This is a genomic window from Tabrizicola sp., assembly GCF_030694085.1.
Classification (GTDB): Bacteria; Pseudomonadota; Alphaproteobacteria; order Rhodobacterales; family Rhodobacteraceae; genus Tabrizicola.
On sequence record NZ_JAUXZE010000039.1, the window covers coordinates 12,262 to 27,950 of the forward strand.

The following is a 15,689-nucleotide window of genomic DNA, read 5'->3' on the forward strand; positions in this document are numbered from 1 at the left end:
CGGACAAGACCTGGGGACGGCAAGGTGTCGACCGCGGAGGAAATCGGGAAAACGATTTGACCGTCCCAAGACAACAACGTCTCTTAGTGGGCGAAATGCATGGCGCGGGTAACACCCAACGACGGCGCTGGGTGTTCCCATCAGGCCGGGAATCTGTCACGGGTGCGGTTGGCAAAAGCGACAAGCGACAGCATCACCGGCACTTCGACCAGCACGCCGACCACGGTGGCCAGCGCCGCGCCAGAGTTCAGTCCGAAAAGCCCGATGGCAACTGCAACCGCCAGTTCGAAGAAGTTAGACGTGCCGATCAGCGCGCAGGGCGCTGCCACCCTGTGGGGCAGTTTCCACGCAAAGGCCCAGGCATAGCCAAGCGCGAAGATGCCGTAGGACTGGATGATGATCGGCACTGCGATCAGGGCGATCAACAGCGGCTGGGCAATGATCACCGGTCCCTGGAAGCCGAACAGCAGCACTACGGTCAACAGCAGCCCCAGGACAGAGGCGGGCTTGATCCGGGCGGTAAAGGCGGTCACGGCGGCGTCGCCCCCGCGCGCCAAAAGCGCCCGGCGCGTCAGCGCACCGGCGATCAGCGGGATGACGATATATAGGACGACCGACAGGATCAGCGTCTCCCACGGCACTTCGATGTCGGTCACGCCCAGAAGGAAAGCCACGATCGGCGCGAAGGCGACGACCATGATCAGATCGTTCACCGAAACCTGCACCAGCGTGTAGTTCGGATCGCCCTTGGTCAGTTGGGACCAGACGAAGACCATTGCCGTGCAGGGCGCTGCGCCCAAAAGGATCAGGCCTGCGATGTATTCGGGTGCTTTCGCAGGGTCGATCAGCCCGGCGAACAGGTGGTTGAAGAACAGCACCGCCAACGCTGCCATGGTAAAGGGCTTGATCAGCCAGTTGACCACCAGCGTGATCACCAGGCCCTTGGGTCGCTGGCCGACCTCTTTCAGCGAGCCGAAGTCGATGGCGATCATCATCGGGTAGACCATCGCCCAGATCAGCACGGCCACCACCAGGTTGACCGAGGCGTATTCAAGGCCGGCCAGCGCTGAAAACCCACCTGGCACAAGGTTGCCCAGGACAAGCCCCGCCAGGATGCCGAGGGCGACCCAGAAGGTCAGCCAGCGTTCAAAGAGGCTCATGTCAGGTCCTTTGCTTTGGGTGGAATGTCGACATTGTCTGCTTGCGCACCACCGAAACGCATCGGCTGGGTCAGCACCACGAGACAATCTGCGCAAGGCATGGCGGGCCGCTTTGGGTCAGTGTTTGCTTTGAACATCTTCGATCCGATTTGACGGATCATCCCACGAGGATCAAGGTCACTTCTGGCAGGGCACTGACAGGTCTGGCCCCAAGAGCTGCGGAGAACGACGTGCATACCCGGCGAAGTGCAATCCTGGCGGGCGCGGCGTTTTGCGCTGCGCCGATGGTGCTGGCGCAAGGCACCACGCCGTTCCGCTTTGCGCTGACGCCGGTCTTTCTGGACAATGACGCCGCGGTGATTTCTGCGCTGCGCGCCGCATTGGGCGAGGCAATGGGGCGCGAGATCGAACTGGTCCAGCGGCGGACCTATCAGGAAATCACCGGTGCTTTGCTGGATGGATCGGTCGATGCGGCCTGGACCTGCGGCTATCCCTATCTGCAGCACCGCGATCAGCTGACCTTGCTGGGGGTGCCGATCTGGCGGGGCGCGCCGCTTTATCAGTCCTACCTGATCGTCGCCGCTGACGACGCGGCGACCAGTCTGGCCGATCTGCAGGGCGGGGCGCATGCCTTTTCGGACCCGGACAGCAATTCCGGCTATCTTGTCACCGCGTCGGACCTGGCGCTGATGGGCACGACGCCGGACGGGTTCTTTTCCCGGTCGATCTTTACTTACGGGCACCGCAATGTCGTGCGCGCGGTTGCCGGGGGACTGACCCGGTCGGGCAGCGTCGATGGCTATGTCTGGGAAGTCTTGAACAGCGTCGAGCCCGGTCTGACAGCCCGCACACGCGTGATCTCGCGGTCCGAGGACCTGGGGTTTCCGCCCTTTGTCGCCCGAACCGACCGGATGGCCGAGGCCGGGGTGGCCGCCTGCGCCAAGGCGCTTCAAGGTCTGGGCCAGACCGACACGGGACGCGATGTGCTGCGCCTTCTGTTCCTGGATTCCGTTGCCCCGGCAGACCCGGCGCTGTTCGACGGCATCGCCCTCCGCATGGCAGCCTTGGCGGGCGGATGATCGTGATGCGGCGCTTTCGCAACCTGCCGGTGACCCTGCGCGTGCCCCTGATCACGGCGGCGCTGATGATCGTCCTTGCCCTGGTCGCAAGTCAAAGCGTGCTCGGTGCGCTGGACCGGGTGCAGGATGCGCGTCTGTCCGAAACCGCCCGGCTGCATGTCGAAGGCCTATCGGTCGCACTGGGGCCTTCCGTCCTACGGCAGGATGTGTGGGAGGTCTACGATATCCTCGACCGCGCGCGCCTGGCCAGTGACGGGCAGCGGTTGCTGCTGACGGTCGTTGCCGACGAACGGGGCCGGGTTCTTGCGGCCACCGACCCGCACCGCGCTCCGGTGGGCGTGGAGGCGGCGGCCTTCGGCGACGGCGCTGTGGCCCCCGAGGCGGTCCGGATGACCGGTGATCCGGTCCTGCGCGTTACCTCTCCACTGCAGTATCAGGGTCGCACCATAGGCGGGATCGTCACCGAACTGGATGTGACGGACCTTCTGGCAGAACGTCGGCAGGTGACGCTGTGGCTTCTGTTCGGCAACGCGCTGGCGACTGCGGTGCTGGCCTTTGGCGGCTGGCTGGCCGTTGCGCGCATCTTGCGCCCGGTAGGTGCACTGGTGCAGGCAATGGACGCCTCGGGCGGCGCGCCCCGGCCCATTCCGCACGCCGAGATACCCCACGGCGACCCCGGCCTTGCGCGGTTGATCGAGACCTACAACCAGATGACCACCGCCGTCGAGGAACGGGCCGAGGCCGAGCGTCGCCTCGCCGACCGGGAGCGTTTTGTCAGCCTTGGTCGGCTGTCATCCGCTCTGGCGCATGAGGTGAACAACCCCCTTGGCGGTCTCTTGAACGCCGCCGACACGATCCGAACCTATGCCGACCGGCCGGATGTGGTCCGACAATCGGCGGAACTGATGCAGCGCGGGCTGGGGCATCTGCGCGACGTCACACGGGCGATGCTGGATCAGAACCGGCTGGACCGCGCCGGGCAACCCTTGCGGCCAGAGGATTTCGAGGACCTGCGGCTGTTGTTCGAGCCCGAGGCGCATAGCTGCAACATTGCGCTGGCCTGGGAGGTCCAGGCAGGCGCTGAGGCCCTCTCCAGCCAGCCCGCCGCCCCGGTGCGACAAGTGGCGCTGAACCTTCTGTTGAACGCCGGGACCGCTGCCGGGCGGAATGGGCAGGTCGGCCTGAAGGTCAGCAATGGCGGGGACCGGCTGTCGATCCTGGTCAGCAACACCGGCAACGCGATGAGCGACGCTGACCTGAGGCGCCTTTTGGCCTCGGGCCCGCTGCCGCCGGGCGGCGGTGTCGGCCTGCGGCTGGTGCATGACATCGTGTCGGGGCTAGGCGGCACGCTGCACCACGACCGGGCCGAGGGGCGGACGGTGATCCGGGTCGAGCTGCCTGCGACAGGGTCCGGTCATGCTTGACGGCCGCCGCATTGTTCTGGTCGAAGATGACGAGATCATGGGGGCCTCCCTCGTCCAGCGCCTGACGCTGGAAGGGGCCGAGGTGCAGTGGCACCGCCAGATTGCCCGCGCGCTGCCCGCGATCCGCACGCCGCGCAAAAGCCTGGACGCGGTGATCTGCGACATTCGCTTGCCCGACGGCACGGGAGAGGAGCTTTACGACACCCTGACCCGCACCTCGCACCCGCCGCCGTTCCTGTTCATTACCGGACAGGGCGGGATTGATCAGGCGGTGCGGCTGATCCGGTCGGGGGCTGCGGATTACATCGCCAAGCCTTTCGACATCGCGGCTTTCCTGACCCGGCTGGCTACTGTCATGCGGCCCCGCGCCGATCAGGAGATGCCGCCCGAAACCGGCATCTCAGCCGCCGCCCGCACTGTGGACCGCCAGATAAGCGTGGCAGCAGCCCGCGACACGCTACTCCTGATCCGGGGGGCTCAAGGGTTGGGCAAGCTGCGCTTGGCCCGTCGCGTCCATGATCTTTCAGAGCGTCGCGCTGCGCCAATTGTGGTTTGCAACGCATTGCGCGACCGCATTAGCGCGACGGAACTTGAGACGGCCGTTGCCGAGGTTGGCGAGGGCACGCTGGTCCTGGTCGGGATCGGAGAGCTGGACGCCTTGGCGCAAGACAGGGTGGTGGCCGCACTCAAGGCACCAAACTTCCGGCTGATTGCCACCCTCGGGCTGCAAGGCGACGATGCCTCGCAAGGCTTGCGCGCCGACCTTTTGTCCATGTTGCAGTCGCATGAGATCGTCGTGCCCCCGTTGGCGGACCGGCCTGACGATGCTGTCTGGCTGGCGGCCCAGCTGTTTCCCGGATTCAACGCGCGCCGCAAAGAACCGCTGACCGGCATCGCAGCCACGGCAGAAGAGGCGATCCGCGCCCACGGCTGGCCTGGGAACGGACGCGAGCTGCGCGCCCGGCTGATGCGGGCGGTTGAGGCGGCGGAAGGCGGAATGGTGATGACCGCTGACCTCTTCCCGGAACGCGCGGCGGATGAGGCGCTGCGGCCCCTTTCCGATGTTCGCGATGCCGCCGAAAAGGCGCAGATCATGGCAGCGCTGGACCGGACCCAGGGGCAGGTCGGCGAGGCCGCGCGGCTTCTGCGGGTGTCGCGGACGACGCTGTGGGAGAAAATGCAGAAGCTAGGTCTCTGACGTCTGGTCCATGTTCGGAAATCCGAACGCCCAAAAATAGTGCAGCTTTGGAATGACTTGCCGCACTGCGGCAGTCCGATCAAGGCGATCCTCGCCATTGTGTGCCTGCGGTAGCCTTGGACAACAGGGAGCCAAGGGAGGTTAGCCACCATGAAATGCAACCGGTTGGTCGATGTCGGCCGCCGCCAGTTCCTGCGCGGGGGTGTTCTCGGCGCTGCAGGAGCTGCGGCGGCAACTGTCTTGCCTGCGGGGCAGGCTCAGGCGCAGTCGCTGGCGATGCTGGACTATCCGTCCACCAGGCTTGGCAATATCGCGGACCTGAAGGTGAACGAGCCGATGGACATCGGCTATCCCGACGCCGACAGCCCCGGCATCCTTCTCAAGCTGGGCACCGCTGTCGAAGGCGGTGCCGGGCCGGACGGCGACATCGTCGCCTATTCGGTCCTCTGCCCGCACAAGGGCTTTTACATGTCCTACCACGCAGCGGACAGGACGCTGAACTGCCCCGGGCACTTCAGCCGCTTCGATTGCGAGAAGGGCGGCCAGCAGGTCTGGGGCCATGCCACACAGAACCTGCCGCAATTCGCGCTGCGGGTGGACGACAAGGGCGACATCTATGCGACAGGCGCGGACGAGCTGATCTACGGCCGTCTGTCCAACGTGCTGCAAGGGTAAGGGGGCGATCATGGCTTACAAACGCAACATCGATCGTCTGCCGATCATTCCCGCAGGCGCAAAGGAACACAACGTCACCTGCCACTACTGCATCGTCGGCTGCGGCTACAAGGCCTACACTTGGCCGCTCAAGACGCAGGGCAAGGTCGACAGCAACTGGATCGGCGAAGACCTGTCCAAACAGCAGGCCGCCGAGACCGAGGCCTGGTATGCGCCCTCGATGTATAACGTCGTCAAGCAGAACGGCCAGGACGTGCATCTGGTCATCAAGCCGGACGTCGCCTGCGAAGTGAACTCCGGTCTTGGCTCGGTGCGCGGGGCCCGCATGGCCGAGAACCGCCGCTCCGAAATCACCGGCACGCAGGCGCAGCGCCTGACCGAGCCGATGGTCTGGCGCTATGGAACCTGGCAGCCGACCAGCTGGGACGATGCGCTGGACCTCGTGGCCCAAGTCACCGCACGGGTGGTCGACAAGGACGACGAGAACGACCTCTACGTGTCCATGTTCGACCACGGCGGCAGCGCTGGCGGATACGAGAACACCTGGGGCACCGGCAAGCTCTACTTCGGCGCGATGAAGGTGAAGCACTGCCGCATCCACAACCGCCCGGCCTATAACTCAGAGGTGCACAGCACCCGCGACATGGGCGTGGATGAGCTGAACTACTCCTACACCGACTACCAGGTCGCCGACACGATCATGCTGGTCGGCACCAACCCGATGGAGTGTCAGACCAACCTGTTCCTGAACCACATGGTGAAGGGGATGCAGAACGGGGCGAAGGTGATCGTCGTCGATCCCCGCCGCACCGTGACGGTGGACAGCTGCGAACAGGTTGCAGGGGCCGAAAACGTGCTGCATCTGGCAATTGCCAGCGGCTCGGACCTCGCGCTCTTCAACACGCTCTTCACCTACATCGCCGATCAGGGCTGGGTGGACGCCGACTTTATTGCCAACTCGACCTTCCAGGGCGATGTGGCAGTGCCCGAGGACGCCGCGCATCCGGCGTCTCTGGGGTCATTCGAGGCCGCTCGCGCCGCCTGCAAGATGAGCCTTGCGGGCGGGGCAGCGACCACCGGCCTGACCGAGGCGCAGATCATCCAGGCCGCCGAGTGGATCGCCAAGCCCAAGGAGGACGGCAGCCGCACCAAGACCGTCACCGGCTATGAAAAGGGCATCATCTGGGGCAACGACAACTACCGCGTCATCGGGGCACTGGTGAACATCGGCCTTGCGACCGGCAACATCGGCCGGGAAGGCGGCGGTGTCTGTCGTCTGGGCGGCCACCAGGAGGGCTACTTCCGTCCCTCTGACGCCCATGTCGGCCGTCCGGCCCCCTACATCGACCAGCTGATCATCGCGGGCGGCGGCAAGGTCCACCACATCTGGGCCAACGACCACTACAAGACCACGCTCAACGCGGCCGAGTTCAAGCGCGTCTACAACCGGCGCACCAACATGGTGAAGGAAGCCATGGACGCCCGTGCCGGAGCCTCGCGCGAGGAGTTGGTCGATGCCATCGTCGGCGCGATCAACGCGGGCGGGATCTTCTCGGTCAACGTCGACATCATCCACAGCCAGATCGGCCAGGCCGCCCACGTCATCCTGCCTGCGGTGGAATCGGGCGAAATGAACCTGACCTCGATGAACGGCGAGCGGCGCTTGCGGCTGGTTGAAAAATACATGGACGCGCCCGGTTCGGCCCAGCCCGACTGCATCATCGCAGCGCGATTGGCGAACCATATGGAGCGTGTCCTGCGGGACGAGGGCCGGGCAGACTATGCCGACCAGTTCAAGGGCTTCGACTGGAAGACCGAAGAAGATGCCTTCATGGACGGCTACAACTCGGGCAACCCGGAGGTGACCTACGACCGCCTGAAGGCTGCCGGGAACAATGGCGTGCAGGAACCGGTGAAGGGCTACGAGAACGGGGCGCTGGTCGGCACCAAGCGTCTCTATGAGGACGGCGTCTTCACCCGTCACGGGCGCGAAGACGGCAAGGCCCTGTTCTGCATGGGCTCGTGGCGTGGCCTGCAAGCCCCCGGCAAGGCGCAGCAGCAAGCCAACCACCGCTTCCTCATCAACAACGGTCGGGCGAACCTGAACTGGCAGAACTGGTTCCTGGACCAGAAGAACGACTTCGTCATGGACCGCCTGCCCGTGCCTTTCATCCAGATCCATCCCGACGACATGGCCGAACTTGGGCTGAAGCCGGGCGACATGGTCGAGGTGTTCAACGACGTCGGCGCCACGCAGGCCCTGGCCTATCCCGAACCGACCGCGCGGAAGAACGAGACCTTCATGGTCTTCGGGGCACCGAACGGCGCGCAGGGGAACGTGATCAACGCCGGCACCAACGAGTTGATCCTGCCGAACTACAAGCAGACCTGGGCCAACATCCGCAAGATCTCGGATGCGACCCCGGCTGCAGCGCGGGTCTCATACAAGTCGTGGGAAGTAGAACTCTGAAGACCAGGCCCGCCCGGTTACTCCGGGCGGGCCTTTCGACGCGGGAGGGAAAGATGCGCATAGCCTATGTCAGCCTGCAAGGCAGGGGCCGGACTGACCAGTTGATCGCCGAGGTCGCGGACAGGCTGACCGCCGAAGGGCTGCGGCTTGCCGGAACCGTGCAGTCGAACCACGAACGACCCAACCGCAAGAAATGCGACATGGACCTGCGGGTGCTGCCCGATGGCCCCATTGTCCGCATCAGCGAGGACCGGGGCGATCTGGCGCGTGGCTGCATCCTTGACAGCGGTGCGCTGGAACAGACCGTGCATGAAGTTGAACGCAGGCTGGACGGCGCGGACATCCTGATCGTCAACAAGTTCGGCAAGCGCGAGGCCGAAGGCAAGGGGCTTGCCCCGGTGATCGCCGAAGCCCTGCATCGCGGCTTGCCGGTGCTTGTCGGGGTGAACGGGCTGAACCTTGCGGCTCTCTTGTCCTTTGCCGAGGAAGACATCCAGGGTCTTCCCACCAGTGCCGAGGCGGTCGCCGACTGGTGCCTTGCGGGCGTGGTCCGTCTGCCAGCCTGAGGCAAGCTCAGGTCAAGGCCAGCAATCTCGGGATGCCGACCGGCGGTTCTGCGAGAAAGGGCAGCAGATACAGGCGCTGCGCCAGCCCGCCACGGATGCGTTCGATCTGAGCCGCCTCGCCCCTGATCCGCCTTTGCAGCAAGGGGTCTGTCGTCCCGGTTTGCGCCAGCGACCTGTTCACCACCCAGGCCCAGGGCTCGATCCTTGCGCGGCGCAAGTCATCCTGCAGACTGGCCGCTTCGGATACGGGAGTCGTCTCCGGCAGGGCCACCAGAATGACCTTCGTATAGTCAGGGTCCTGCAGACGCATCAGCGGAGTGACGATCCGGCCCTGAACCGGTCCCATGTCCTGCGTCATCTGACGGTGGTATGCGCCCGTGGCGTCCAGAAGCAACAGCGTATGCCCGGTCGGTGCGGTGTCCATCACGACAAAGGCCCCCCGCGCCTCGGCCACGATGCGCGAAAAGGCGTGGAAGACCGCCACCTCCTCGGTGCAGGGCGAGGCAAGGTCTTCCCGCATCAGCGCGCGGTCGGCGTCGTCCAGATCGCGGCCCTTAGTGGCCATGACCTTTTCAATGTAGCGTGCGGTCTCGATGCTGGGGTCGATCCGGTCCACCACAAGCCCCTCAAGGCTGCCGTCCACAACCAGCGAGACATGGGCGGCGGGGTCTGTCGTTGTCAGGTGCACCCGATGCCCGCGCTTCACCAGCCCCACGGCAATCGCGGCAGCCACTGTAGTCTTGCCTACGCCACCCTTGCCCATCACCATCACCAGCCCGCGCCCGGCACTGGCCAGAGCGTCAACCATCACCGACAGGCCGAGTTCATCAAGATCAGCGGAAACTGCCTGCGTCGCTCCTACCGATGTCTCCTCCCGGAAGAGGGCTCGCAATGCGGGCAGTCCGACCATATCAAAAGAACGCAAGGGCACCTCGGTCCTTGGCAACGAGGCAAGGTTCGTCGGCAAGGTCGCCATCACCTCGGCATGGTCACGGGCAAGCCCGTCCGCAACCGCATCACCCTGGGCGGCGGCGCGGAAGACTCCATTGACGACAAGCTGCTGGTTGCCCAGCCCTAGCGCCCGCAACTCGTCCGAGGTCCGCGCCGCCTCACGCACGGCACCACGATCCGCCCGTGTCACCAGAATGATGGAGGTCGTCGCCGGATTACCCAGCGTTTTGAGGGCGGTGCGGAAGCGTTCCTCCTGCATCTTCAGCCCGGAATGTGGTCCAAGACAGGACGCGCCTCGGTCGTTGCCCTGAAGAAACCCGGTCCAGGCGCGGGGCAGGCTGAGAAGGCGAAGCGTATGCCCGGTCGGAGCCGTATCGAAGATGACGTGGTCATACTCTGCCGCATCGCCCGCCAAGAGCCCGACGAATTCGTCGAAGGCGGCAATCTCGGTCGTGCAGGCCCCCGAAAGCTGCTCGCGCACAGTGTCCCGCTCCGCCTCGGCAGCACCCGGCCCCAACTGCTCCAGAACCCGGAGCCGATAGTCCTCGGCTGCCTTGTCGGGATCGATGTTCATCGCAGACAGGTTGTGGGCACCGGGGATGGCAACAGGCTGATCCGAAAGCCGCGAGCCAAGCATCTCATCCAGGTTCGACGCGGGGTCGGTGCTGACCAACAGCACCCGCTTGCCCTGATCGGCCAGGGTCAAGGCAGCAGCACAGCTGAGCGAGGTCTTCCCCACCCCACCCTTGCCTGTGAAGAACAGAAACCGCGTCGGCTGTTGCAGCAGAGTAAGATCGTTCATGGACTGTGCCTCGCTGAAGTGGGCTCAAATGACAGGTCGGCCATATTTTCGCGATGACCTGCATCAACACGGGCTCGACCGCGCAGCTTTTCTTGCATCTTGACGGAATGGGAGTGGAGGATTCATCCGCCCCCGACTGGCTGGGGCAAAGAGCATCCCCATAGAGGTGAGCATTTTCTTCCAGGACTTCGGTTTGTCACGAAGTTCCAAAGCTCAGCACGCTATCCCCACCCGACCGCACCGACACACGCAGGTAAGTATCTCACGTGACCAACCGCATGAGAGACACCATGACCAACCCCTACCAAAACACCGCAACCGCGCGACTGATCGCTGATCGCATCCGTGACCTGGCATACAAGAAGACCCAGGCCGAGATCGCCAGCGAGGCCGGCTTCCCCAACGCTAACATGATGACCTTCCTGAAGAACGGTCGGAACAAGGTGCCGCTGGATCGCGTGCCTGAACCGCGCCGGATTTGCTGGAGCTTTCAACTCCTGAGTGGGGTTGAGCATCAGGAGGAAGACCACTTTCTGCGAGGTCTGAATTTGTCGTTCGATGCCGCTTCTCCACCCGCACGACGGATGGTGCCTCATCGGCCTACGTGGTTCAGGAGGCCTTCAGAGTGCCTCTGGGGTGCATCCCCGGACAGGTCGGACGATCACGGGAACCACGGCAGGAGTGAGACGCCTTGTCAGCGTGACGTTGCAGATCTTGGGGGGACCGTCAAAAAGTTCGGTCGAGAAGTTTCAGCCAGTTGCGATGCGCGAGCTTTTCCAAGAGTGGACGATCATAGCCATGCTTGGACAGCGCCTCCAGCAGCTTTGGAAGGCCAGAGACGTCCCCGATAACGTCCGGCGTCGTGCAGCCGTCAAAATCCGATCCGAAGCCAACGTGATCTTCGCCGAGCCGGTCGAGCAGATAATCCATTTGGCGAAGGATCGGCTCCCAGCCGGTGTCTGCCATTTGACGCCCATCTGGGCGCAAGAACGACACCGAGAAGTTCAGTCCCACCATGCCGCCGCTGTCGCGGATCAGAGCCAGCTGCCGGTCAGTCAGGTTGCGACTGGACGGACAAAGCGCGTGGGCGTTGGAATGGGTTGCCACCAACGGGGCGTCAGAGAGTCGCGCGACGTCGTTGAACCCGGCCTCGTTCATGTGGCTGAGGTCCAGCATGATCCGTAGGCGATTGCACTCTGCCACCAGACGCTTGCCTGCTTCTGTCAGCCCTGGCCCGGTGTCGGGGCCGGAGGGATATGCAAATGGCACGCCATGACCGAACATCGTTGGCCGAGACCATACCGGGCCGAGGGATCGCAGACCGATCGCATGGAAAAGATGGAGGGAATCGAGGCTTTCGTCGATCGCCTCTGCGCCTTCCATATGCATGATTGCGGCAACGGTTCCCGTCCCAAGACAGTCACGCACATCGGCTGCCGTGCGGCAAAGTTTCAAGGCGCCTTCGGAGGCTCGCTCCATCCAGAGAAGATGGCCCACCATGCTGGCCGCCGGCTGGATTGCATCGGCAAATCGGATCAGTTCGGGCAGGGGCAAATCGAACGGAGGGTTCTTCATGGCCGTCATGAAGTCCGGGGCGTCGTGCGCGATAGGCGACGGCAGGTAGACGGCGAAGAACCCGCCCGCAAACCCGGCCGCTTTCATCCTGGGAAGGTCCAGATGGCCCCTGCCCTCGCCTGTCAGAAAGATTTCCCCGCGGCGGGCAGGCTCCTTGTGGAGCCGAAGCAGAAGGTCATTGTGGCCGTCGAATACAGGGATCATGGGGCGGTTCCACTTGGGTCTCCCAGCATCCGGTCAGCACTGGCATCGAACAGGCTGCGGGCGTAGGCGGTTGTCATTCTTGCATTAGCCAGGTCGTCCCGAGCCATTTCTTCCACCTTTCGGCCATGCTGCATCACCAGAATCCGATCACACATGTGATCGATCACCGCGAGGTCGTGGCTGACCATAAGGAAGGTAAGACCGAGATCCGCGCGCAGGCGATTCAGCAGGTTCAACACTTCTGCCTGGACCGAGGCATCCAGCGCTGATGTCGGCTCGTCCAGCAGCACGATCTTTGGTTCAAGCATCAGCGCGCGAGCGATGGCCACGCGCTGGCGCTGGCCACCGGAAAGCTGATGGGGATAGCGAAACCGGAACGCGGCTGGAAGGCCGACTTGCTCCAAGGCCCGCACCACGCGCGCGTCGGATCCGCCAAGCCCGTGGATTGCCAGCGGTTCAGAAAGCGTGCGGTCGATCGTGTGGCGGGGATGCAGGCTGGCGTAGGGATCCTGGAAGACCATTTGCACGCGGGTCGCAAATCGGGCGCCGCGCGGGGTGGGAAGGACGGAGCCATCGATACGGATGGTGCCCTCTGTTATCGGGGCCATTCCACAGATCGCACGCAGTATGGTTGACTTGCCCGAGCCGCTTTCGCCCACGAGGCCGAAGCTTTCGCCCTTGCTCACCTTGAAGCTGACACCTTCGACGGCGCGGACCTGTCTGCCCTTGGCCCGGAAGGTGACCGAGAGGTTCTCGATTTCTATCAGACTCATTGTGCCCAGTCTCCCGTCCGGTCCAGTCCCGGCAACGGGCCACGCGGGCCGCCTATGCGCGGCAGGCAGTTCAAGAGACCCTTGGTGTAGGGGTGCTGGGCGGCCAAGAGATTGCTGGCAAGAAGCTCTTCCACCACGCGACCCTTGTACATCACCACCACACGATCGCAGAACCGCGCCACCAGCCGAAGGTCGTGGCTGATGAAGATCAAGCCCATGCCCCTGTCGCGGACCAGGGAGTCGAGGATCGAGAGCACCTCGGCCTGAACGGTTACATCAAGAGCAGAGGTAGGTTCATCCGCGATCAGGAGGTCGGGCTCGGGGATCAGCATCATTGCGATCATCACCCGCTGACCCATCCCGCCCGACAGTTCGTGGGGGTAGGCCTCCATCACTCGGGCGGGATCGCGGATCTGCACGGCGTTCAGCGCGGCGAGCGCTTTGGCCTCTGCATCGCGGCGACCGAGGCCATCGCGGCGGCGCAGGCCCTCGGTCAGTTGGTCGCTGACGGTCATCACCGGATTGAGGCTGTATTTCGGGTCCTGCATGATCATGCCGATGCGCTTTCCCCGAAGCGCGCGCATCTCGCGTTCCGAGGCACCCATCAGGTCCTGGCCATCGAAAACCATCCTGTCAGCCAGAATGTGGCCGGGCGGCCGGATCAGGCGCAGGACGGCACGGCCGGTCATGGTCTTGCCAGAGCCGGACTCGCCCACGATGCCAAGGCGTTCGCGGCCGAGAGAGAAGGATACGCCTCGCACGGCTTCGACGGGCCCCGTCTCGGTGTCGAAGGTCACGCGCAGATTCTGGACGTCCAGCAGGGTCATTTCGGCGCGCTCTTGGGGTCGAGGACGTCACGCAGGCCGTCGCCGAGGAGGTTGAAGCCAAGAGAGACGATGAAGATAGCCAGCCCTGGCATGGTGGCGACCCACCACTGTTCGAAAAGGAACTTGCGGCCAGACGAGATCATCAGGCCCCATTCGGGCTGCGGCGGCTGAACGCCCAGGCCAAGAAAGCCAAGCCCCGCCGCGATCAGGATCACGCCCGCCATGTCCAGGGTCACGCGGATTATGACCGAAGGCAGGCACATCGGCACGACATGGCCAAGGATGATGCGGGGGGCCGTGGCGCCCTGCAGACGGATGGCTTCGATGTAATCGGACGAGCGGATGGTCAGCGTCTCGGCCCGTGCGACGCGGGCGTAGGGCGGCCAGGCGGTCAAGGCGATGGCCAGGACCGCGTTCTCGATCCCCGGGCCAAGGACGGCAACCAGGGCAAGGGCCAGAATAAGGCGTGGGAAGGCAAGAAAGATGTCGGTGAGACGCATGAGCACTGCGTCGATCCACCCACCGAAATATCCCGCAACGGTGCCGATCAGCAGACCAAGGACCGGGGCGGTCACCGCAACGAGCGCGATGATGTAAAGCGTGATCCGTGCGCCGTGGATGATGCGTGACAGGATATCGCGGCCGAAATCGTCAGTTCCCAACCAGTGGCCGGTGGTGCCCGGGGGCTTCAGCCGGTTGCCGAGGTCCTGCACAAATGGGTCATAAGGCGCAATCCAGGGCGCGAAGGCAGCGACGAGGACAAGGATCGTCACGATGACAAGCCCCGCCATCGCCAGCCGGTTGCGCTGAATTCTCAGCCAGGCAAGCCAAAGCTGCCCCAAGCGGGCCTGCCGCCGCGACGTCGGACTGGGATCCTGAAGCCAGGAGCGCAGCGTGGTCATGTCCGCGCCCGCGGGTCCACCAATCGGTAGATGATGTCGGAGAGCATGTTGAGCGTGACGAAGACCACGCCCACGACGACGGTCCCGCCAAGGACAGCAGGCATATCCGAAGAAAAGAGCGCGTCAGTGATGTAGCTGCCCAGCCCTGGCCAGGCAAAGATCGTCTCAGTCAGGACCGAGCCTTCGAGGAGGTAGGCGTAGCTGAGGGCAATCACGGTGATAAGCGGCACGAGAACATTCTTCATAGCATGGACCCAGATAACTCGCCATTCCGGCATGCCTTTCACGCGGGCAGTGGTGATATATTCCTGACCAAGCTCGTTCATCATGAAGCTGCGGGTCATGCGGCTGATGTACGCCATCGAGACATAACCCAGAAGTCCGGCGGGCAGGATGATGTGGCTAACGGCATTGGCGAATACGTCCCAGGCACCGTTCAGCGCCGAGTCGACCAGGATCATTCCAGTGTAGGAGGTCAGAGTAAATTCCATCTTCATGTCGTATGTCGGGTCCAGGCGGCCGGGTCCTGCAACCCAATCAAGCTGGCCGTAGAAGACCAGCAGACCGATCAGGCCCAGCCAAAAGACCGGCATGGAGTACCCCATGAGACCGACCACTCGGACAATCTGGTCGGCGATGCTGCCCGGACGGGTGGCCGCCAACACGCCTGCTGGCACCCCGACGAGGGTCCCGAAGATGGTGCCAAGCGTTGCAAGCTCCAGCGTGGCGGGGAAGTAGCGGGCAATCTCGGATGCAACCGGCGCGCCGGTCTTGATCGAGGTGCCAAGGTCGCCTTGGATAGCGTCGGTCACATAGATGAAGAACTGTTGCCACAGCGGCAGGTCCAGCCCCAGCTTTTCGCGGATCGCTGCGATCTGCGCCTCGGTCGCACGCTCGCCAACGATCGACAGCACGGGGTCGATCGGCACAACCCGGCTGATAAGAAAGGTGATCAGCAGAAGTCCAAGAAGCGTGATGGCAAGCGTGCCCAGGCCAAGGCCGACCTGCGAAATCAACCGGACCACACGTTCGCTGCGGGGAGAGGGTGCCAGACTTCCGATCATCGGGAACGGGGCCGCCGTG

Annotated in this window: 13 protein-coding genes; 6 read left to right on the forward strand and 7 right to left on the reverse strand. The window is 64.0% G+C overall.

Translation table 11 applies throughout. The features are described from left to right. Positions 1-140: 140 nt before the first annotated feature. Entirely contained in the window at positions 141-1,160 is a 1,020-nt protein-coding gene (gene arsB, locus Q8M85_RS09015) for an ACR3 family arsenite efflux transporter (protein ID WP_305543215.1), read from the reverse strand. Positions 1,161-1,390: 230 nt separating this feature from the next. On the opposite strand from arsB, the gene Q8M85_RS09020 reads away from it, so the two are divergent. The 6 genes from Q8M85_RS09020 (at position 1,391) to Q8M85_RS09045 (ending at position 8,572) form a co-directional block, all read left to right on the forward strand. Further along, positions 1,391-2,239 carry a PhnD/SsuA/transferrin family substrate-binding protein gene (locus Q8M85_RS09020; RefSeq protein WP_305543218.1) on the forward strand — a complete coding sequence of 283 codons (849 nt, stop codon included), beginning with the start codon at positions 1,391-1,393 and terminating at the stop codon, positions 2,237-2,239. Between the two features lie 5 nt (positions 2,240-2,244). Further along, entirely contained in the window at positions 2,245-3,663 is a 1,419-nt protein-coding gene (locus Q8M85_RS09025; RefSeq protein WP_305543221.1) for a sensor histidine kinase, read from the forward strand. After that, positions 3,656-4,861 (forward strand): sigma-54 dependent transcriptional regulator, encoded by a 1,206-nt coding sequence (locus tag Q8M85_RS09030; RefSeq protein WP_305543225.1) that lies wholly within the window; start codon positions 3,656-3,658, stop codon positions 4,859-4,861. The genes Q8M85_RS09025 and Q8M85_RS09030 overlap by 8 nt, the downstream gene beginning before the upstream one ends. A gap of 150 nt (positions 4,862-5,011) precedes the next feature. Then, a complete protein-coding gene (locus Q8M85_RS09035) occupies positions 5,012-5,536 on the forward strand; it encodes an arsenate reductase (azurin) small subunit (RefSeq protein ID WP_305543227.1) in 525 nt (174 codons plus the stop codon). A 10-nt stretch (positions 5,537-5,546) separates the two neighbouring features. Then, the gene (locus Q8M85_RS09040; protein ID WP_305543230.1) at positions 5,547-8,006 is read left to right on the forward strand and encodes an arsenate reductase (azurin) large subunit; all 2,460 of its coding nucleotides are present in this window, start codon (positions 5,547-5,549) and stop codon (positions 8,004-8,006) included. A 53-nt stretch (positions 8,007-8,059) separates the two neighbouring features. After that, positions 8,060-8,572 (forward strand): DUF2478 domain-containing protein, encoded by a 513-nt coding sequence (locus tag Q8M85_RS09045; RefSeq protein WP_305543232.1) that lies wholly within the window; start codon positions 8,060-8,062, stop codon positions 8,570-8,572. Between the two features lie 7 nt (positions 8,573-8,579). Here Q8M85_RS09045 and arsA read toward each other — a convergent pair whose 3' ends face one another. From arsA to Q8M85_RS09075, 6 genes are all read right to left on the reverse strand, one after another. Next, on the reverse strand, positions 8,580-10,325 hold the full coding sequence (arsA, locus tag Q8M85_RS09050; protein WP_305543235.1) for an arsenical pump-driving ATPase: 1,746 nt from the start codon (positions 10,323-10,325) through the stop codon (positions 8,580-8,582). Positions 10,326-11,051: 726 nt separating this feature from the next. Next, positions 11,052-12,104 carry a dipeptidase gene (locus Q8M85_RS09055; RefSeq protein WP_305543238.1) on the reverse strand — a complete coding sequence of 351 codons (1,053 nt, stop codon included), beginning with the start codon at positions 12,102-12,104 and terminating at the stop codon, positions 11,052-11,054. After that, positions 12,101-12,877 carry an ABC transporter ATP-binding protein gene (locus tag Q8M85_RS09060; RefSeq protein WP_305543240.1) on the reverse strand — a complete coding sequence of 259 codons (777 nt, stop codon included), beginning with the start codon at positions 12,875-12,877 and terminating at the stop codon, positions 12,101-12,103. Before Q8M85_RS09060 ends, Q8M85_RS09055 begins: the two co-directional genes overlap by 4 nt. Continuing rightward, a complete protein-coding gene (locus Q8M85_RS09065; RefSeq protein WP_305543242.1) occupies positions 12,874-13,704 on the reverse strand; it encodes an ABC transporter ATP-binding protein in 831 nt (276 codons plus the stop codon). Before Q8M85_RS09065 ends, Q8M85_RS09060 begins: the two co-directional genes overlap by 4 nt. Then, positions 13,701-14,606 (reverse strand): nickel transporter permease, encoded by a 906-nt coding sequence (gene nikC / locus Q8M85_RS09070; protein WP_305543244.1) that lies wholly within the window; start codon positions 14,604-14,606, stop codon positions 13,701-13,703. Before nikC ends, Q8M85_RS09065 begins: the two co-directional genes overlap by 4 nt. Next, positions 14,603-15,670: an ABC transporter permease gene (locus tag Q8M85_RS09075; protein ID WP_305543246.1), complete on the reverse strand. Its 1,068-nt coding sequence runs from the start codon at positions 15,668-15,670 to the stop codon at positions 14,603-14,605. Before Q8M85_RS09075 ends, nikC begins: the two co-directional genes overlap by 4 nt. Between the last annotated feature and the right edge of the window lie 19 nt (positions 15,671-15,689).